The organism is Bowmanella sp. JS7-9, from assembly GCF_004329715.1.
Lineage (GTDB): Bacteria > Pseudomonadota > Gammaproteobacteria > Enterobacterales > Alteromonadaceae > Pseudobowmanella > Pseudobowmanella zhangzhouensis.
On record NZ_JXSY01000018.1, the window covers coordinates 1 to 20,794 of the forward strand.

Sequence of the window (20,794 nt, forward strand, 5' to 3'; positions counted from 1 at the left end):
CCGCAGTCGTGAGTATGCAGCAGATCTTTCACTGCGACCAAAATTAATCATCGCGTTTAGTCTGAGTGAATAACAAAATAAGCGCCCTATTGGGCGCTTATATTACTGAAGACATGTATTTAAACTTTGTAGTAGGCCAGTTCTTTGCGCAATCGTTCAGATAGTTCACGTAGATTTTGACAAGCCTGGGCCGTGTTTTTCGCACTGTCCTGATTGGCTCGCGACGCCATTTGAATGGCCTCAAAGCTTTGGCTGATTGACGACGTGACCTGTTTTTGCTCATCGGCGGCGCTGGCGATTTCACTGTTATAGGTAGAGATTGTTTGCACCGAGCTCAGTACTTCATCCAGAGCACCGCCCGCTTGTTCGGTTGCCAGAGCATTTTGCTCTGCGCGGACTTTGTTTTCTTCCATCAAGGTGGATGCACTGCGGCCACCGCGCTGCAGGCGCTCAATCATATCGCGGATCTCTTCCGTTGATGTTTGAGTGCGGCTCGCTAATGAGCGCACCTCATCAGCTACCACCGCAAAACCGCGTCCTTGTTCGCCAGCCCGGGCCGCCTCAATGGCCGCATTCAAGGCTAACAAATTGGTTTGTTCGGCAATGTTGCGGATGACTTCCAACACCGCCGAAATATCTTCGCTGGCATTGGCCAGTTCGCTGATTACCTGTACCGAGCTTTGCATGGCATTGGACTGGGCATGGATATCCTGAATGGTTTTTTGCAACACACTCACCGTTTTCTCTGCATCGCTTCGGGCCTGATTAGCGGCTTGCTCGGCACGTGCGGCATTATCCGCCACACCTTGCGCGGAGCTACTCATTTCATGGACCGCGGCAGCACTTTGCTCGGTTTGCTGGGTTTGCTGATTAATGGCAGTTAGGGCCGCGCTGACATTTTTATCCAGTGTTAATGCGGCTTGATATACCTGCTCAGACGTTTGTTTTGACTCAGTAATGGTACGCTGTAAACGTTCGATCAATTTATCGAAACCGCGCGCCATCTGGCCGAGTTCGTCTGAGCGGGTGGCATTGAATCGGATCGTTAAATCACCTTCTCCATCTGCAAGATGATTGACGGTTTGGATGTACTCTGCCAACGGAGCACCGACCAGTTTATTGACCAGCAGATATACTCCGCCCAGCATCAATGCGCCCGCAATCACGACTTTGATGATGCCCGCCAGTACCCCCTGCCAGAAGTATCCGTCGACTTCCTGTAGTGAAGTGGCAATGACAATGTCATAACCCCATTCATTAAACGGGATAATTTTAACGTCCCAATCATCTCCTGGCTGGCTGACGATCTGGTTGATAGTTTCATTGGGAATATGACGGGAATGCAGGCGGATATTGCCTTTACCATCCCGCAGTGCCACGAAGCCTTGTTCTAACACCCGCATATTTTCGATGGCATCAGCCAATACCTTTAGGTCAGCGGAATACCCAACATACCAGATACCAATAACATTATTATTGGCATCAAACATGGGTTCATAACCGGTCAGGTAAGGGTTGCCGAGAATATCCACTTCGCCATAGTAGGCTTGCCCCTGACGAATGGCGGCCATGGCTTTACCGTTAGGGGCGAGCTTTGTGCCGATGGCCCGTTTACCTTCGCGCATTACATTGGTGGATACGCGAATAAAATCATCACCGCTGCGGCTAAACAAAGTGGCGGTGCCACCCATAATGTCGGTCAGTCCATCAACCAGTTGAAATTGATTGGCTTGCGGCGAATCGCCCAAAAATAATTGTGGTGCGGGCGTACCATTTACGTCAACGGTCGCACCTTGGGAGGGATTACCAATCGCGTTGCCCTGAATCTTTAACAATCGCATGGCATTTTGCACCCGCTCACGCATGATGCTATCGGTAACCTGCAAAACACCTCTGACTTTACTTTCGCTATAACGCACATCTTTGTCGAGTTGTGAATCGGTGTTCTGCACCGCCGTTTGAACCGTCAGAATAACCAGAAAAATACCTAAAACTACTACAAACCCCGCAACTGCCAGCAGGAACTTCTTTTGCACTGTCATATCAAGCGCTCCAACTATAAGACGGGGATTCAGTATAGAAGGACAGTAAAGATTTGCGCGTTGGACCAGCGGGCAAATTAATATGATCTGGTTGATTTTGTTGACTATTCTTACGCTTAAATCGACCAATGCCAGAGGAAATAATGCAAGAGGTGCTGGCAACCATCGCTTGCCCCGCTATGTTCGTCTCTGCCAAGGGGGAATTGTTAGCGAGCAACCCGCAGTTTGAGCAAACATTTGCGACCGATAAGTTGCATGAATTGCTGCTGGCTGAGGCAAAAGGTCTGATTACCAGTGGCCTGAGTTGCCGAATTTTTACTGTCGAACAGCAGCTGCGGGTATTACAGAGCATTCCCACCGGCGATGATCAGTTCCTGATCACTATTCAACCAACCCGTGAAAGCCTGCTGACTAGGCGATACCAGGCCATCGTAACAGCGATCGAACTATTGCCGGATGCCCTGTTTATCAGTGATTCCCATCATTGCATTGAGATCGTCAATTCGCGTTTTCGGGACCTATTTACACAATTTTGCCGCTATGGCGCAAAAGGCCGGTCACTGCTGGAGCTGGCGTCTTTTGTTTTAAAAAGCATGCCGGAGCAAACAAAACAGCGTAAAGCGGCGATCATGCGTTGGTTAAAGCGCAAACTGACAACTAAACGCCCATTCGCCGTGCGCTTTACCCATAGTGATGGAAAATATTTGGAATATCGCGACAGCGTCACCCCGGATGGCGAACGTGTGAGTATGCTGATCGACGAGTCGCACTTCAGAGCACTGCATCTGCAGTTAGAGCAGGCATTCGAGCAGGCCCAACAATTAAGCCGGGCGAAAAGCCAGTTCCTGGCTGCAATGAGTCACGAGGTAAAAACACCCCTCAATGCCATCATTGGTATGTTGGATCTGACCCTGCATGATCCGCAATTTGCACACAACGAATATCTGCATCGGATACAAAGTAATTCTCAGCATTTACTGCAATTACTGAATGATGTGTTGGATGCGGCAAAACTGGATGCCGAAAAAATGGTTCTGGCATCTGTCGACATTTCTCTCAGGGCAGAAATGGAAGAATTATTTAGTGGCTTTCTCGGGCAGGCGCGCAAGCGTGACGCCAAACTTCTCCTGTTTGTCGACCCCGCTGCTCCGTCAGTCATACGTGCAGATAAGAGTCGATTACGGCAGGTATTAAATAATCTCATTAGTAACGGGCTCAAGTTCAACGAATCACCCGAGCCGTGCATTGAACTGCGGATTGATTATGAAGCGGCGAATCACGCCATTTCTTTCTCGGTCCGTGACAATGGGATTGGCATAGCGCCAGAGCAGCATAAAAAAATTTTTGCGGGTTTCGAGCAGGGAACGCTGGATATTCATGGTCGCTATGGCGGTACCGGATTGGGGCTACACATTTGTCAGCGGATTTGCCAGTTAATGGGCATTGAATTGCAGTTGTCATCACAATTGCAAAAAGGAAGTTGTTTTCACTTTACATTGCCATTGGCAGGTAAGCCTGCGTCTTTGAGTAAAGACATCAGCCCGAACAGGCTGAACGGACTGGAAATATTGTGCAATGATCCGGCGTTCATTGAACAGTTAAACCTCTACGTCAATCAATACGATGTGCAGCTTACTTCTATCAGTTCGCTTCCCGCCCAGATTACCGACCGGCAGCGAGTACTCTTTTTGCCGGATACGGCGCCGCCCGCGCCAGAACTTATTTTGCAACTGAATCAGTTAAACGCAGTGGTGCTATACCCAACAACGCCGTTTGACTTAAGTAATCTTTGTCCGCAGTTAATCAATATGCCGCTTAAATGGCGCGATTTTTTGGCAATGATGCTGGATTACGATCATAAAGCCCATTCCCCTCGCCCGATTGTTAATGCTTCAGAGCCGTTGTTAAACAAGCGCCGGATTCTGGTGGTGGAAGATAATCCTGACAATGCCTATGTCATTTGTCATCAGCTTAAGGTGCTTGGCCAGCATGCCAACCTTGCGGTCAATGGTACAGAAGCCATACATCTGTTTCAGCATCACACATACGATTTAGTTATCTCGGACTACCAAATGCCAGACATAACAGGAGCTGAATGTATCCGTCGCTTGCGAGCCATCGAACATCAGCAACAGCGAGCACATGTCATCATGGTTGTGTTGACCGCAGACAGAACTCAGGCGTGTTTTGATAACAGTATAAAAGTTGGTGCCGATGACGTATTGATGAAGCCTCTTACGCTGACCAGTATGATGGATTTCTTGATGAACAGCGAGGGTAAGTGGTCACAAACGCAAAGTGTCAACCATAGCCACAACCTGCCCGGGGAAATGCGTGTTAATGAGTCCCCATACAACATTGGCGCCCTCTTTCGGTTTACCGGTGATATTGCAGCGGAAGAACTGCGCGAGTTTATGCGCGAGTTTATCCGCAATATGCAACACAGTTTTGAAGAGTTGGTCGCGGCCGTCGCCCATCGTAAGTGGGCGGATGTTGAACGTTTGGCACACAGTCTCAAAAGCAGTGCCAGAGCAATTGGCGCCAATCAACTGCAATTTGAGGCTGAACAGTTAGAAACAATTTGTCGCGAGAACCGCCCAGAAGATTTGCGTCTGCTACAGTGGTTGGAGGTGAAAAAACAAATGGAACGCTTATTGATGGTCTTGCGCAGGGATTGGGAGGGTTAATATGCCATCGAATACTACTCACATTATTTATTATCGAACCGATCCTGAAGCCGACAAACTGTTGATTAATATCCTTTCGGATTATTTCGCCTCGGTATTGGTGGTTGATGCGATGCGCGATATCTGCCGGCAACTGATTAGCAAGGAGCAGAAAGTATTCCTGATAACTGGCCCGAGCGTTGTCAAATGTCTGTCCGCCTATTATCGCAGCCTTGATGCGGTGGCGGAATATCCGGTCTGCGAGCATCGCGTTGTGGCCATGGTGCCTCGCCACGAAGAAGCGGAAGCTTATCAGGCATTTCGCAGTGGCATCGTCGATGACTACATGGTGGCGCGCCCTGTGTATGAAATGCATCGGGTGATTCTTATTTGTGAACACTTGCTCGCCAGCATGGGGATTGCAGTTAAACACAAAAAGGGTGATATGACCTTTGTCAGAGAAATCGGCAAAGTATCGGAAGATGTCGGGCGCGCGGTGAGTCGAGGGTTGGAGCGGCGTGAGCTGCTGCGGAGCGAATTTGAACAAACCATGCTGGACATCGACAAGGCGCTGGACGGTGCTGTGGCAAAGATTCGCTCACACCAACCGGTTGATCTGGACTTGGTTAAGTTACGTGAGACCCTTTCAGCTATTCGTTCCGATGAAGTGCGTCCTGAATTACTGAAGTTACAGCAAAAAACCATGAACCTGATTGGCGAATTGCTCGACAGTGTTAATCTGCCCAAAGCGAAAAATGATGACGCCGCCGATGAGGCGAATTCCGCTGCTTTTGAGACTCCAGCGTCCGATGGGGATAATCGGGTCGATGATGAAAATAATGCTCAAGAGACCAGTCACTATACGTTTAATCGTTTATATAGCGAAGACGTCGATTATGAGCAGATCTTGCAGCAACAAAAGTCGACACCATCGATTTTACTGGTCGAGGATGATGCAATTAGCGCACAGTTGACCAAAAAATTGTTAAATCATTACAAGGTAAAAGTCGATGTCGCGGCCAATGGAAGGGTCGCGTTTGCCTCTCTGTCAAACCGACATTATTCGCTGGTACTGATGGATGTAACGCTGCCAGACACCAATGGCATTTATATTGTCGATCAGGTGTGCACGACCGATGGCCCTAATAAAGATACACCGATAGTAATGCTCAGTGGTCGTAAGGATAAAATCACCGTACAACAGGCGGTCGAACGTGGGGCGAAAGGATATATTGTGAAACCTTTGTATAAAGAGTCTCTGGAAAAGCTTTTCGAAAAATTTGGCTTAAACATTGTGGCGAAATGAAGGGAACACTTGTTTTTGGTTTTCGCCTGTGAGACTTTTTAAAAAGCCATTAAATTCAGTTAGTTAAGTACATTCCGAAGTAAACGGCAAGGATGCCCGAATTTTAAAGTTGGCGCAATGTTGATAAAAGTCAGCGCCATTTATCCGGGGCGGCGAGTAGAATGGTGTTCGTCGTCTAAGCTTTGCACATAATTTGAGCGCCGTAGACGCACGATGTTGAGAAAATTCGCTTTTTTTGCCGCGTTATTGTTTTGTCAGGGTGTTGCTGCCACTGACAAAATTGTACTGCAACTCAGATGGGAACATGAATTCCAGTTCGCCGGGTATTATGCTGCCCAATGGCAAGGCTATTATGCCGACGCTGGCCTGGATGTCGAAATTGTCAGTGGCGTAAAGCCAAATAAAACCCCCATAGATGCAACCGATGAATTAAGTGAAGGACGGGTGGATATTGCCGTCGGCTCGGTAGACTTTCTGCTTGCCCGCGAACGGGGTGTGCCGGTGGTGTTGTTAGCCAGCTTCTATCAGGAAAGTCCAATTTCTTTTTTCTCGCTAAACAGCGTACCGCTAGCTAAACCAGACGACCTCAGAGGTCTGCGCATAGCAGTCGGTCAGCGCATCAGCAGTCGCGCTGAATTGTTAGCGCTATTACAGCATTTCGATATTCCACAAAGCGAGGTTACGCTGGTGAATGTGCCAGCCAATGTGCAGAGCCTGCGTGAACGCAAAGCAGATGCCATCGTATCTTTTGCGCCCAGTGCCCGCTATGAAGCGACTAAAGCACAGTTATCACTAAATGAAATGGATCCGGAAGACTACGGTATTGGCTTTTATGGGGATTCATTGTTTAGTACCGAGCAGTTTGTACAGCAACATCCGGATGTAGTGCGCCGCTTTATCGATGCCAGTATAAAAGGCTGGCGCTATGCCCTGCAGAATAAGAGTGAAATTGCCAATCGTATTTCTGAGCAAATGCCGCGTTACATAATTCAATATCCCAACCTACGCGAATACAACCTAGAGTTTGCCAACATTATCGACAGTTATATTCAATACCCACAAATACCATTGGGGAATGTCGATATTGTGCGTTGGCAGTATATGGCCAGGCAGCTAAAAGCGACCGGACTTTTGAATGAGTTGCCTGGCGATGAAATATTTAGCCGAGTAATTCAGACTGACGCAGGCCACATCAGTACGTTGTTCTTATGGATGCCATTGGTGGTGTTGGTGGTGTTTGTGCCGGCGCTGGCATTTACCTGGTATCGCAAGCGACTGGTGTTAACCATCGCACTGGTGATTTTGCTGGCTTTTATTATCGACCTGATGTTAGAGCAGGTGGTGCAACAGGAATCCCGCAATCGGGCTGAACTGACCGCTTACCGCCAGCTGAGCACTATCGCGGCGAAAATGGAAGGGCATCTTTCCCTGAGTTTATCCATGCTGGAAGGCTTTTCAGCGTATATTGCGGCTAATCCTGAATTGAGCTACGAGGAATTCGCCCGCTACGCCAAAGAAATGTTCAAGCGTGAACCGCTAATCGTAAACTTTGCTGCGGCGCGCAACCTTATCGTCAATTATGTGTATCCACTGGAGGGAAATGAAAAAGCGGTCGGGCTGGATTACAGTACCGTGGCGGATCAGAACCCTTCTGTGCTGAAAACCGTGCGCACCGCAGAGTCTCTGGTAATTGGTCCGGTGCAACTGGTGCAGGGAGGCGAGGCGTTTATTGCCCGCTCACCGATATTTTATGAACAGAATCAGCAACGTCAGTTGTGGGGGATTATCTCGGCTCCTATTGATGCAGATGCCCTTTTCCGCCAATCCGACGTGAGTCTGAATATGGGTGATATCTTGGCAATCCGCAGCTTCGATGCATTAGGCGAGCGCGAAGCGGTATTTTTTGGTGAAAAGCACATTTTTGACAAACCGGAGCGCCTGCAGGTGTCTATCCCAGTCGGTGGTGGTAGCTGGCAATTGGCAATTCTACCCGATTACCATTCCGATCAGTTACTGACCAATCTGTTTACCCTGCGTGCCCTGGTGTTCTTTTCTGCTGCGGTAATAATGCTGTTGTTGCAGATCCGTTTTCGCCAGATCAAAGAAAAGTACCGCCTTGAGTATGCGATGTATCGCAGCCAGCAATTGTTGGAAAAGGTTGGGCACGTGGCGCAAATTGGTGGTTGGAAAATCGATGCACAGTTAAATATTGTGCAATGGTCAGAGCAAATTTCCCGTTTGCTCAGTACAGCTACTATTCCTGAGCCCAGAGATGTTAATGAATTGGTTGCTTATCTGCAGCCTCCGCAGCTAGGCTTGTTGCGCGAGGCCATCACCAAATTATTTAACGATAAAAATAGCTTCGATCTGGAACTGGAAATACACGACAGCATCGGGGATGGGCGTTGGCTGCGTTTTATCGGTGAATATGTTCAGGAAGATGAGCAGCCACTCTGTATGGGGACCGTGCAGGATATAACGGATAAAGTACAGAGCATGCGGGTCATTGAACGGCAGGCCACTTTCGATGCTTTGACCGGTTTGCCAAATCGTTTGTTATTTAGCGCTCACTTACGTAAAGCACTCGATTCTGCAAGACGCCGCAATGAAATGTTGGCAGTGCTGTTTATCGATCTGGATCGCTTTAAACCGGTTAATGACAACCATGGTCACGCAGTGGGTGATGAGTTATTGCGTCAGGTTGCTCAGCGGATATCAAGTTGTGTACGTGAATCTGATACGGTGGCCCGCCTTAGTGGCGATGAGTTTGGCGTGCTGCTGAGCCATGTCGAAGAAGAATGTGATATTCAGACAGTCATCGAAAAGGTCATTGAAGCTGTGCAGTTGCCGCTTGAACTTGGAAACGTCCGGATTAACTGTTCATGCAGTATTGGCGTGGCTATCTATCCTCAGGACGGTCGCGACGAACAAACGCTGATTATTCATGCCGATCAGGCCATGTATGAAGTAAAAAATAGCGGCAGAAATGGCTGGCAGTTCTACACCCGTGAATTGCAGCAAAAATCTGAGCAGCGCCATGCCATGCTACAGGCGCTAATTTTAGCCATTAATGAGAACAAGCTAAGCTGCCACTATCAGCCAATTATTGACATTCACAGTGGCCAAGTCGTGCGCTGTGAAGCACTTGCCCGCTGGCAACGTAATGATGGCAGCTATGTTCCACCCTATGAATTTATCACACTGGCAGAGGAATCTGGCCTGATTAACCGTATAGATACCCTAATGCTGGAAAATGCCTGTGAACAGTTACTGGCGAGTTTCCCGGATGGCGACATTGGCTTGTCGATTAACGTGTCACCACGCCTGTTCCACTCAAAGGATCATGCATTGGAATTATGGCTGGAGAAAATTTCCCGCTATAGCCAGAACATCGAGATCACAGTCGAGATCACCGAGCGCCTTATCACCGCCAATACGGACAAAGCGCTTGGGGTGCTCAGTGAACTGAAGGAAATGGGCGTAAAAATCGCCATTGATGATTTCGGTACCGGTTATTCATCACTGGGATATCTGGTGCGTTTCCCGGTCGATATTATCAAGATTGATATCGAATTTATCTCCAAGTTGGGGCGCGATGAAGGTGCGGAAACACTGGTTGAAACCATTTTGGGCATGGCTGACAAACTGGGCATGGCCTGTGTTGCCGAGGGCATTGAGCTGTCAGAACAACTGACTTTTCTGAAGGCTCAGGGTTGCCAGTTTGGTCAGGGCTTCTATCTGGCCAAGCCGATGCCCCTTGAGTCATTCCAGCAATTTGTGCAGCAGGCCAATCAGCGCTCTGACACAAATTGAAACCCAATAACACTGCCCGGCTATTGACTGTAAGCGATGGCTGGGTAGTCTGTTTTGCAACAATAATAAATGAGTTCCTGTCATGCGATTAATCTTATCTCTAACCGCGCTCGCGGTGTTGACTGCCTGCTCGCCAGCTAGCAACGACAATTCTGCTGCGGCCCCCAAGGTGTCTGTTGAACAGACTGCACAAACTGAGTCCGAGCGCCTGAATCAATGGTTTGAGGAAAAATACGAAGAGCAATTGCAGTTTTCACCGCTGCAGATGACCTATCTCGGCCGTAAAGATAAGTACGACCAATTGGATGATATGTCCGAGGAGGCAGAGAAAAAGAATCTCGCCTGGCTAGCGGCTTCGGTTGCAGAACTGAAAAGTCATTTCGATTACGCCAAGTTGGATTTGGATAGTAAAACCTCTTACGACCTGTGGATTTACCAGTATGAGCAGGCACAAGCCGGTGAAAAATGGCGTTATCACGGCTACAGCTTCAATCAGATGTTTGGCCCGCAATCGATGTTGCCTAACTTTATGATCAATATGCATCGGGTAGATAATCTGCAGGATATGCAAGCTTACATCAGCCGATTGAATCAGATGAATCGTGCCGCCAAGCAACTGATAGATGGTGTGCACAAAAGTGCGGATATTGGCGTTAAAGCCCCATACTTCGCCTACGACGGTGTCATTACCCAGTCAAAAAATGTCATCACAGGTTATCCATTTGATGATAGCGAAACGGACGCCCCTCTAATGGCTGATGCTAAGCGCAAAATTCAGGCGCTGGTGGACAATGGCAGTATCGATCAGGCTAAGGCTGACGAACTGACAGAAGAGGCTAAAGCGGCATTGTTGAGCAGCGTTAAACCGGCTTACCTGACGTTTATTGACTGGTTTGAAAGTGATCGGGCCAATATTCCTGACGCCGCTCAGGGGGCTAGCGCACTACCAGATGGCCTGGCCTATTATGATTATCGCCTGAAGACGTCGACCACAACGGACTTAACCGCGGATGAGATTCATCAGCTGGGCCTGAGTGAAGTGGCGCGCCTGACAGCGGCAATGGAAAAGCTCAAAACTGAGGTAGGCTTCGAGGGCACACTGCAGGACTTCTTTGCATATATCAAACAGGATGTTACTGACGAGCGCTTCTATTACCCGGATACAGATGAAGGACGTCAGGCTTATATCGATGATACCCAGGCGTATCTGGACTATATCGACAGCAAATTGCCTGAGTACTTTGGCTTATTGCCCAAAGCCAAGCTGGTGGTAAAACGGGTTGAATCATTCCGTGAGCAGCCGGGGGCCGCGCAGCACTACAGCTCTGGCACACCGGACGGTAGCCGCCCGGGTACGTATTATGTGCACCTGTCTGATATGACCATGATGCCAAAAAATGAAATGGAGGCTGTGGCCTACCATGAGGGTAGCCCGGGTCACCATATGCAAATTTCTATTCAGCAGGAACTGCAATCTGTCCCCACATTCCGCACCCAATTGTTCTATGGCAGCTACGTGGAAGGCTGGGCGCTGTACGCCGAAACATTGGCCAAGGAAATGGGTGCCTATCAGAATCCGTTCTCTGACTTTGGGCGTTTGGTAACAGAAATGTGGCGGGCCATCCGTCTGGTTGTGGATACCGGTATTCACGCTAAAGGCTGGACTGAGCAACAGGCCATTGAGTATTTCAAACAAAATTCGCCGATTTCAGAAGGGCAGATTATTTCTGAAGTGCAGCGTTATTTTGTGATGCCGGGTCAGGCAACTAGCTACAAAATCGGTATGCTGAAAATCCTCGAACTACGTCAGCGCGCTATAGATGCTCTGGGCGATAAGTTCGATATCCGCGCCTTCCATGACACCGTATTAGGCGGTGGTCAGCTACCATTGCAGGTACTGGAACGCAAAGTGGATAACTGGATTGCCAGCCAGCAGAGCATGTAATAACTCATAGCCGCCTGCGGGCGGCTTTTTTATGCGGTTCCACCATTGGCTATGCCATAATGGCGCGGTTAACCGGCCAAATACTATGTCATTGTCATTCCCTATCCCTGCACAGTCTCATCAAACAGAACTGGAAATTAAACGCAGCCGTTTTCTTGCATTTGCTGCGCATACGCCCAATCCAGAGGTAGCGAATCATTTTTTGCGTGAACTACGTGCCCGGCATCTGGGGGCTAATCACGTGTGTTGGGCTTATATTGCTGGTGCACCGAACAGCACATTGATGTCTATGAGTGATGACGGAGAACCAAGCGGAACTGCAGGTATGCCGATGCTAAAAGTGCTGCAACACAGTGGTATTGGCGAAGTGACGGTGGCGGTGGTGCGTTACTTTGGAGGCACCAAGTTAGGCACAGGCGGATTACAGCGGGCATACTCTGACGCCACGTCTGCGGTGCTGGCTGAATTGCCCGTGCGTCATTGGGTGCAAAGGGTAGGGCTAACACTGGCGTTTGATTATGGATTTGATGGTGGCATGTTGCAGTTAGTCAGTCAGTATGACTGTGAACAGATTCATTATGATTATCAGCAACAAATCGTCTTAACCTTGCAGTTGGCAAAGGCGCAACAACAGGCATTTTGCCAACAAGCGACAGACCTGTGTGCCGGTAAAATTGTCATTCAATCCAGTGAGTGATGCTGTTCTTTCTGTATTTCTTCGCGACGCACCAACAGAAAGGTTAGATACATTTTGGTCGGTAACGACATTACCATACCCAGCGCTACGCAAACCGCACTGATTATAATGCCGGTGACCCCCATCGCTTCGATGGTGGCATTGAAATTATGCAGATAAATGCCGAGCAGTATCAGACAAATGCCCACCGACATGACGATTTTCAGTAAACGAATAAGGCTTTGATCAGACATGATGGCTCCTGATGGTGGGGAGCGGATGGCGCCCGGCGTTTAACGATAAATCATTTGTCGACGCATTGGCACAAACAGCGCAAGCATTTTGTTTTGCTGCGGGTGACTTAATCCGGCTTCGGTCATTGCGTCGATCAACAAGTCGACTGTGCGGTTGAAATCAGATTCTGTGATATGCATACCCGCGTGCACGTCCTGCATGCTGTCGCCGCTATAAACACAAGGCCCCCCGCTAAAGGCACAAATGTGTTCACTCAATTTACTGCGAAACCGATCAATATCCGATTCGAGAAAGAATTCGATGATATGCGGGTCATATTCAATTTGGCGAATAAAGTTGTCTACGATACGGTCGATGGTTTGCTGGCCGCCTATTTGCTCATACAGGCTGCTGGAAGCTGTGTTGCTCTGACAGCCTGCCAGGAATAGCAACAGCGCGATAACACCCAGGTGTAATTTCGTTACCATAAATACCCCGTGATTGACAGATACAAACCCCGTTGGCCGCGAACGCCGGCAATACTGCCCAAGTCGGCCCATGCTGCGGTAATATTGACATGCTTGTTGGGCAAGTAGCTGATAAACGCATCGTACCAGTCCTGTTCGCCCAAACCGAGATTGTCTGGTTTCTGGCGATATTCGATACCGAGCACCAGGCTGCGAGATAACAATACGCCTGCACTACCTTCAAGCATGATGGCATAATCATCATCGTGGCTACCACCATAACCTAACAGACCCATCTGGTTAGCTTTGGTCGCGCGAGCGGTCAGGTTCCACACCAGGTTGTAGCCACCTGCGGCGCCTAAATGAATTTTGGTTGCAGACAGATACCAGTCGGTACCTTGGCTAGAGTTATTGGCACCCACTAAGCGCGCCACACTGCCATCGCTGAGCTGCTTATGTTGAACCCCTAATGCCAGTTGAGGCCAGTCTGAATAGATCACATCACCGTACAAGCGCACTTTGGCGCCGACAATGGTTTGGCTGATATCCCCGCCCAGAGAGGTTAAATCAAAGGTGTGACGGGCAACGCTAAGCTCAACCCGGTCATACAGGCCGATGTTGGCGCCCCAGGCACTGAGCCGGTAATCATCGACGCTGACCGAGGTGCTGAATACGCTGGCTGAGGTTTGCTCACGACTGTCATAGCCGGCGATGGTCGCCCACGGAACTAGTCCACCGCCGCCACTGCCCTCTATTTGGGTTAGTCCGGGTGTTGCAAGCAATTTACCTTCGCCGGCCAGGGCATAGTCTGCCAGCAGACAGGTTACTGCCAATGATACCAAGCCTAGTTTTTTCATGGCTGCTCCTGTTGTTCAAGCCAGTGAGTAAAGTCACGGAAGGTCAGCGGTTTGGCAATGTAAAATCCCTGTAACGACTCACACCGCCAAGATTTTAAAAGCTCCCAACTATTCCAGCTTTCCACGCCTTCCGCCACCACATCTAGGTGAAAGCTGTGGGCCAACTGGATGATAGTTTGCACGATTTGCCGGTCAGCGGCATTTTCATCCAATTTCAGTACAAAACTTTTATCGACCTTCAGGGTATTGACCGGCATGCTGCGCAAATAAGCGAGGGATGAATAGCCGGTACCAAAGTCATCGATGGCTAACTGAAAGCCTGCATCGCGCAGGCGTTGTAATTGTGTAATGGCGGTTGTTGCATCACTGACCAAATCGCTTTCTGTCAATTCGAAGCTGATATGTTTGCCGCTAAGATTGGCATGTTTCACTTGGCTGATCAGTTGATCGACTATGGTGGATTTGAGGATATCCTGGGCGGAGAGGTTAATTGCGATACAGATAGCATATCCCGCTCGCTCCAGATTATGACTGTCTTCGATGACTTGTTGCAGCACCCGGAACGTCAGTTGATGAATGATCCCGGCTTGTTCAGCCAAGCCGATAAACACGTCTGGCGCGACAAAGCCTAAAGTGGGGCTGGTCCAGCGTACCAGCGCTTCTGCTCCATGGCACTGACCGGTCTGGGTGTTGATTTTGGGCTGATAATGCACGGCAAACTGGTTGGGAGAGGTCTCTAAAGCGAGCTTCAACTCACTAATGATGGTCAGGCGCCGCAGATAGTCTTGCTCCAATTGCACATCAAACTTGACCCAGGGAAGGTCTTTCTGTCGCGGGTCGTCCAGCACAATATGCAAGCGGCGCAACACTTGTTCTGTGCTATCCGCCTGTTGCGGACAATCCAGGTAGCCCAAGGCAATGGCCGGACGATATTCTACATTGCCCAACAGTACGGGGGCCTGCAAATCACGCAGCAAGGCGCCCAATTGTTCGTCACTGCAGCCGCGCGGGCTAATCAGCGCGAATTCGCCACCTGCGGTGCGAGCGCAATAGGCAGTTTGCTGAGCCAATCGTTGCGCGAGAATAGTCAGACACAGATCGGCATTCTGATGGCCAAACACGTCATTAATATTGCGAAAACCACGTACCTTGATCCCTATTGCCTGAAAGGCCTGCTGCTGGTCAAACATGCCGGTAATGTGTGCAGACAAGGCATTGCGGTTATTCAGTCCGGTGAGTAAGTCATGTTCGGCCTGAAAGCGGATTTGAGCTTCTCGGTTTTGAATATTGTCTTGCATGGTATTAAAGGCATGTGTCAGTTCATTGACTTCCAGTGAACCGTCAGTTTCGGATAAATGCCGATAGTTACCGTGCGCAATATGGCTGGATTGGTTGACTAAATTGCGGATCGGCCGGGTAACCCGGCGGGCGATGATGGCTGTGATCAGAACGGCTAATAAAACGCATAGCAGCGCGATAATGCTTATTTGCAGTTGTAAGCGCGAAAAGCCAGCGAATAACTGCTGAACATTTTCAGATAATTGTAACTCGATGCGCTGTTGATCATGCTGACTAAGCAGCGCAGATTGGGCCGCGAACACTTGCTGATTGAATAAGGCAATATTAATCCAGTTCAGTTGGTCCGGTTCGTGTTGGGCGACATGGTTATCTGCGGGCAATGTGCTGAGTAAACGCTGTGTCAACTGATTGTGGGTTAGCGTGATGGAGACGTCCAGTTGGGAAATAGTACTCAGTTCGCGCAGTAACGGCAGGCCTATCTCAAAGCCCAGCATGGCGACAGCAATAGGATTGGGCGCTTTTACCGGCAGCAGAAAGACCTGATATATTTTACCATCGCTATGTAAAATTTGTGTCTGGGTGCCACCGAACAACGCCTGTTGCGCCATACTGGCGGCCTGTTGGCTGAAGGTGGCAGGGATATTATCGCGGTCAAATACCATAGTGCCATTGACGTCGATTACGGCCATCATGTCCACATTGATGCGACGACCAAAATTCAACAAGACCGAGCGCATGGTTTGTTTATCACGCAGCGCCTGCACTACGGCCTGCTTGAAGCCCCAATCATCCGTCAGCACTTGAGCACTGGTGGCTAATTGTTGTTCGCGGTTTTGCAAAATACGCTGGGTAATCGCCTGACCAACCGACAAATCATTGCGCAACTGATTGCGGGCGTGCTCTGTGGTGGAAATCCACACATTGACCAGAATAATCAGCGAGGTAAAGACAATTAGTCCACCGACATACAACAAGATTGTCTGGTTAAGACGACGTCGCATTATGGTTGACCCTGCGGCCGCAGTTTGCGGCCAAATTTTGTACCCTTACTGGACGGTTCTGCTGGCGGCACCAGCGAAAATGGTAAAATAATTTGCTGTTGCCCGGGCGCTAGCGTAATAGACGTGCGCTCAACGACAGACAGCTGCTGTCGCGGGTGCCACAGGCTTAGTGTGGTAATCTCGGCAGGAATATTGAGCTCACCTTGCGAATTGCTTAGCGCAGTACCCCGACCATCATTCACGTAAATGTAGCCAATCATGCCGTCATGGATATTGCAGCCTAACACAACGATTCCGGGCGTATCGAATTGCACCGGGGGCGCATCGCTGCCTGCATATAACTTAAGTTCAAATGGCTTGGTGGGTGAAAAACTGTAAACGTGGTGGCGGATATCATCACTGTTGGGAAAAATCACCTGCTGACCGGCTTGGATGATTAATACCTGCGGGGAAAATTGCTTGTTGATTTGATCCATCACTGCCAATGAGTCAGTGGGCTGGTAAGCTGGTGTGGCGGGATAGCTAACCACCAGGTCGGCAACGGGCTGGCCTTGTTGGTCGAGCACGGTCAACTGACGGGCCCCACAGCCAAGACTAAACGCTATCAGGCTGATGAATAAGACTAATTTCAAAATGGTGTACTCAGACGCAATCCTCTACCATCATACCGGAATAGTCGCGTGCAGCAACTGACACTGTGTATTGGTTTAACCATGTTGTTTCAGTGAATCGAGTAATTGGCTGCTTCGCTGGCACTGCGCAATAATAGTGTCAAAGGTTTGCAATAGTTTTTCTGCCGTAGCCCCTTGCTGTGCCTGCATTTTGCCTAGCTCGGCGTACATGCTGATATTGTTCAGCGGATTGCGTAAATCGTGAATAAACTCGTCGAGATTAGTTGGCGCTGACATCCGTATGCTCCTGTTCCGATTCGTAGGCTTTTAAACGGTTGTAGAGGGTTTTAGTACTGACGCCGAGCATTTTTGCCGCGCGGGTGCGATCGCCACCCAGTTTTTCCAGGGTCATTTCAATCAATGCACGTTCCATTTGCTCGATGGATTGTCCCGGCTTTAAGGTAAAGTCACCGGGATCGTTGGCCTCACTGCTGGCAAACGGCGAACCGAGCTTATCCGGCAGTTGTAATGTGCGGCTATCCGGATCCGTCATAATAAATGCGCGGTGGATGCAATGACGCAACTCGCGTACATTGCCCGGCCAACTGTAGTCGCACAGACGTGCCAGTTCAGGTTTACCCAACACCAGGCCGCTACCGTGCTGGTTATTCAACTGATTGAGGAAGTGCTCTGCCAAAATGGGAATGTCACCGTCCCTTTCCCGCAGCGGCGGGATATGGATTGGAAACACCGCGAGACGAAAATATAAGTCTTCCCGCAGGCATTTTTCCCGCGCAATCGCTTGTTCATCGCGGTTAGTGGCGGAAATGACGCGGCACTGTACGGCAAGCGGCTCCTGCCCCCCAACCCGCACAAACTGGCGGCTTTCCAATACCCGTAACAGATTGGTTTGCAGATCAAGCGGCATCTCGGTGATTTCATCCAGAAACAGGGTGCCGGCGCCGGCCTGTTCAAACACGCCGGGTTTGCGGTTGAGCGCGCCGGTGAACGCCCCTTTTTCGTGACCAAATAATTCACTGTTAATCAGGTCTTTATTCAATGCCCCGCAGTTGGTGGCGACAAATGGTTCATGGGCGCGGCTGGCCTGATGTATGGCCTGTGAGACGACTTCTTTGCCGACGCCGCTCTCACCCATCAACATCACATTCGCATCCGTGGCGGCGACTCGCTCTATGGTACTGATTAATTGTTTTATTTGTGGACTCTCGCCAACCAACAAGGCTTGCGGCGAACTGGTTGCGTGCTGAGGCGCTGGCGTTGTGACCGCTGGTGTCGTCGGTATCGATTGCTCGCTTAATGCTTGTTGCAATGCGGTGATGGTCAGGGGTTTGACTAAGTAATTGACTCTGGGTCCATACAGGCTTTTGACCGATTGGGTAATACTGGGATGGCCGGTGATGATGGTGACACGGGTTGACTCCCGTTGGCGCTCATTAAGACTATCGAGTAATTGTAAGCCGCTGCCATCGGGTAACATCAGGTCCAGCAACAAGTGATCGAAGCGCTGACTTTTGACCATCATTTGCGCCGCACCCAGACTATTGCAGCTGCTAATCTGGTGCCCGAGGCCCTCCAGTAGTTCTGCTGCCACATCTAAAAATGTCTGGTCATCATCCACGACAAGCACTCTGGCCATCATCACTCTCCATGCTGGTTAATAGTTGACCACTATACGCAATTTACATGTTGCATCAATAGCGCACGCGGCCGGCTAAATTTTCCAGTGAGCGGAAAATTCTACCGGTGATTACGAACGCTTTTACCTGTCAGATCAGCATAAAAGCAAATTAAAACAACAAGTTATCCATTTGGCATGGAACCCGCAGTAATCAATTCAACGCCACCCGGTGGCAAAACAGGAAATTTGGAGGATAAGATGAAACATCTGACTAAGACGTTAATTGCAACTTCATTGCTTTTCGCTGGTTCAACGGCTTACGCTGCCAATACGTGGCAGGATGAGGCGAAAGATGCCTGGATCGATGGCAAGGCCGAGAGCACTTTGTTGTTTAATACCGAACTGAATTCGTTTGATATCAATACCGATGTGAAAAATGGCGTAGTAACGCTGACCGGTAAAGTAGAGAGCGAAGTTGATAAGGCGCTGGCGGGCGAACTGATTGCCAGCCTCGATGGTGTTGAGCGGGTGGATAATAAACTGACTGTGCTGAAAGAAGATAAAGAGCAGTCCGGCGAAACCATTCAAGACCTGAAAGATGCCAAAGTGACGACTGTGGTTAAGGCGCGTCTGCTGATGGAATCAGAAGTGAGCGGTACCAGCATCGACGTCGATACTGAAGATGGTGTCGTTACACTGAAAGGTAAAGTGGACAGCGAAGCTGAGAAGCAGCTGGCTGTAGCGATTGCTAAAAACACCACAGATGTGACGAAAGTGGTCGACAAACTGAAAGTTGAGTCGTAATTTGCCGTGAATCCCAAAAGCCGCTCCCAGAGCGGCTTTTGTTTGTCTTCAGCTATTCGCTATCAGGCTTGGTACTTCCCAATACTCGGCTTACCCCGTAAAGTGATCGCTCAGATGTTAAGAAACAGGAAGAATATGCGCTATTGGTTAGGCAGTTTGTTTTTATTGGTCGCGACAAATGCAATGGCGGCGCAGCTGACGATTGAGCCGGGATTATGGCAAACCACGCTGGCATCGAAAGATCCATTTAGCGGTAAAGTGCATCGTGAGGTGAGCAAATACTGTGTCAAAGAGCCGGTGTTGAAACTCACCGAGCTGGTAACAAAATTTAAAGATTGCCAGGCAGTGAGTGAAAAAATGGTAGGGGAGACCCTGCATGCGGTTATGCTCTGCGATATGCAGGGCGTGAGCACGGAGATAAGTGGGCAATTCCGCTCGTTTGGCAATCGCGGTGAAGGCGATATCACCATGCAAATGCGTCTGGGGGGCATGGCGATGGCATTACAAAGTTCCTTGCAAGCCGAGCGAATCGGTGAGTGTCAGTAGTCTGCGCTACTGACAATCGGTAAGCTCGGGTCGCTGCCCCATTCACTCCAGGAACCATCATAAACGCTCAGATTCGGGTAACCGCACAAATGAGCGGCAAACAAATCCACACAGGCGGTCACGCCGGAACCACAACTGAAAATAATTCGGTCCGTAGGTTGCAGCCCACGGGCCTGAAATGCTTCGAACAAGGTTTTAGTCGGCTTGAACTGACCGTCGGCCAACAGGCTTTCAAACGGTAAACTGACAGAACCCGGAATGTGGCCGGCACGCATGCCTTCACGTGGTTCGGGCGCTGTACCGTGAAAACGTGCTGCGGCGCGGGCATCGACAACTTTCCCGTCGGCATGCTTACAGGCTGCAAGCACTGCGTGGCGATCAACAAAGGCGTCAGGCGCAAAACGCGCGACAAAATCGCCGGTGTGTGTCGCAGGGCTAAGGGTTGCGGTTTGCAGACCTAAAGCCTGCCAGGCTGGCAACCCGCCATCGAGTAAATAGACCTTTGCATGTCCCATACTTTTGAACATCCACCAAGCTCGTGCTGACGAAAAAATGCCTTTGCTGTCATACACCACGATGTGGCTGTTGGCCGAGATTCCCAGCGCCTGTGCCAGTGCGCTGAAGCGTTCTGCACTGGGCATCATATTTGGCAGGGAGGCATCGGGGTCGCAAAACTGTTGCTCAATATCGAAACGTAGTGCGCCCGGGATAGCGGGTGCATGTTCGTTATAGTTGTCATCGACATGGCAACTGGCATCCAGAATAAGCAGATTGGGCTGGTGCAACCGGGCGGCTAGTTCGCCAGCCTGGATAAGTGAGGATGTAAACATAACAAACTGATCCTTATAGGTTTGTTGTCATATTAAGGGTTAACTGGCATCTTGAACA

The 20,794-nt window shown here is 49.6% G+C and carries 16 protein-coding genes; 7 read left to right on the plus strand and 9 right to left on the minus strand.

Annotated features, from left to right (window positions below):
* Nucleotides 1-119: 119 nt before the first annotated feature.
* Nucleotides 120-2,042 carry a methyl-accepting chemotaxis protein gene (locus TK45_RS09480; RefSeq protein WP_131258414.1) on the minus strand — a complete coding sequence of 641 codons (1,923 nt, stop codon included), beginning with the start codon at nucleotides 2,040-2,042 and terminating at the stop codon, nucleotides 120-122.
* 143 nt (nucleotides 2,043-2,185) lie between these two features.
* Here TK45_RS09480 and TK45_RS09485 point away from each other — a divergent pair, with 143 nt between their 5' ends.
* The 5 genes from TK45_RS09485 to TK45_RS09505 all read left to right on the plus strand — a co-directional run bounded on the left by TK45_RS09485 (nucleotide 2,186) and on the right by TK45_RS09505 (nucleotide 12,469).
* The gene (locus TK45_RS09485) at nucleotides 2,186-4,729 is read left to right on the plus strand and encodes a hybrid sensor histidine kinase/response regulator (protein ID WP_165490751.1); all 2,544 of its coding nucleotides are present in this window, start codon (nucleotides 2,186-2,188) and stop codon (nucleotides 4,727-4,729) included.
* Nucleotide 4,730: 1 nt separating this feature from the next.
* On the plus strand, nucleotides 4,731-6,014 hold the full coding sequence (locus TK45_RS09490) for a response regulator (RefSeq protein WP_131258416.1): 1,284 nt from the start codon (nucleotides 4,731-4,733) through the stop codon (nucleotides 6,012-6,014).
* A 213-nt stretch (nucleotides 6,015-6,227) separates the two neighbouring features.
* Nucleotides 6,228-9,827: an EAL domain-containing protein gene (locus TK45_RS09495; RefSeq protein WP_131258417.1), complete on the plus strand. Its 3,600-nt coding sequence runs from the start codon at nucleotides 6,228-6,230 to the stop codon at nucleotides 9,825-9,827.
* An 82-nt stretch (nucleotides 9,828-9,909) separates the two neighbouring features.
* A complete protein-coding gene (locus tag TK45_RS09500) occupies nucleotides 9,910-11,772 on the plus strand; it encodes a DUF885 family protein (protein ID WP_131258418.1) in 1,863 nt (620 codons plus the stop codon).
* Nucleotides 11,773-11,857: 85 nt separating this feature from the next.
* A complete protein-coding gene (locus TK45_RS09505; protein WP_131258419.1) occupies nucleotides 11,858-12,469 on the plus strand; it encodes a YigZ family protein in 612 nt (203 codons plus the stop codon).
* On the opposite strand, the gene TK45_RS09510 is transcribed toward TK45_RS09505, so the two are convergent.
* The 7 genes from TK45_RS09510 to TK45_RS09540 form a co-directional block, all read right to left on the minus strand.
* A complete protein-coding gene (locus TK45_RS09510; protein ID WP_131258420.1) occupies nucleotides 12,454-12,702 on the minus strand; it encodes a hypothetical protein in 249 nt (82 codons plus the stop codon). The genes TK45_RS09505 and TK45_RS09510 overlap by 16 nt on opposite strands.
* Nucleotides 12,703-12,741: 39 nt before the next feature.
* Nucleotides 12,742-13,170: a group 1 truncated hemoglobin gene (locus TK45_RS09515; protein ID WP_174719778.1), complete on the minus strand. Its 429-nt coding sequence runs from the start codon at nucleotides 13,168-13,170 to the stop codon at nucleotides 12,742-12,744.
* Nucleotides 13,164-14,006: a DUF3034 family protein gene (locus TK45_RS09520; protein ID WP_131258421.1), complete on the minus strand. Its 843-nt coding sequence runs from the start codon at nucleotides 14,004-14,006 to the stop codon at nucleotides 13,164-13,166. The genes TK45_RS09515 and TK45_RS09520 overlap by 7 nt, the downstream gene beginning before the upstream one ends.
* The gene (locus tag TK45_RS09525) at nucleotides 14,003-16,306 is read right to left on the minus strand and encodes a bifunctional diguanylate cyclase/phosphodiesterase (RefSeq protein ID WP_131258422.1); all 2,304 of its coding nucleotides are present in this window, start codon (nucleotides 16,304-16,306) and stop codon (nucleotides 14,003-14,005) included. The genes TK45_RS09520 and TK45_RS09525 overlap by 4 nt, the downstream gene beginning before the upstream one ends.
* On the minus strand, nucleotides 16,306-16,938 hold the full coding sequence (locus TK45_RS09530) for a methylamine utilization protein (protein ID WP_131258423.1): 633 nt from the start codon (nucleotides 16,936-16,938) through the stop codon (nucleotides 16,306-16,308). The genes TK45_RS09525 and TK45_RS09530 overlap by 1 nt, the downstream gene beginning before the upstream one ends.
* A gap of 75 nt (nucleotides 16,939-17,013) precedes the next feature.
* Entirely contained in the window at nucleotides 17,014-17,214 is a 201-nt protein-coding gene (locus TK45_RS09535; RefSeq protein WP_131258424.1) for a histidine kinase dimerization/phospho-acceptor domain-containing protein, read from the minus strand.
* Entirely contained in the window at nucleotides 17,198-18,574 is a 1,377-nt protein-coding gene (locus TK45_RS09540) for a sigma-54 dependent transcriptional regulator (RefSeq protein WP_131258425.1), read from the minus strand. The genes TK45_RS09535 and TK45_RS09540 overlap by 17 nt, the downstream gene beginning before the upstream one ends.
* A gap of 240 nt (nucleotides 18,575-18,814) precedes the next feature.
* Between TK45_RS09540 and TK45_RS09545 the strand changes: the two genes are divergently transcribed.
* Together TK45_RS09545 and TK45_RS09550 are read left to right on the plus strand one after the other, a co-directional pair.
* Nucleotides 18,815-19,360 carry a BON domain-containing protein gene (locus TK45_RS09545; RefSeq protein WP_131258426.1) on the plus strand — a complete coding sequence of 182 codons (546 nt, stop codon included), beginning with the start codon at nucleotides 18,815-18,817 and terminating at the stop codon, nucleotides 19,358-19,360.
* A gap of 135 nt (nucleotides 19,361-19,495) precedes the next feature.
* On the plus strand, nucleotides 19,496-19,906 hold the full coding sequence (locus TK45_RS09550) for a DUF3617 family protein (RefSeq protein WP_165490752.1): 411 nt from the start codon (nucleotides 19,496-19,498) through the stop codon (nucleotides 19,904-19,906).
* Here the strand turns inward: TK45_RS09550 and TK45_RS09555 are convergent.
* On the minus strand, nucleotides 19,900-20,736 hold the full coding sequence (locus tag TK45_RS09555) for a sulfurtransferase (RefSeq protein ID WP_131258428.1): 837 nt from the start codon (nucleotides 20,734-20,736) through the stop codon (nucleotides 19,900-19,902). The two genes, TK45_RS09550 and TK45_RS09555, sit on opposite strands and share 7 nt — an antisense overlap.
* Between the last annotated feature and the right edge of the window lie 58 nt (nucleotides 20,737-20,794).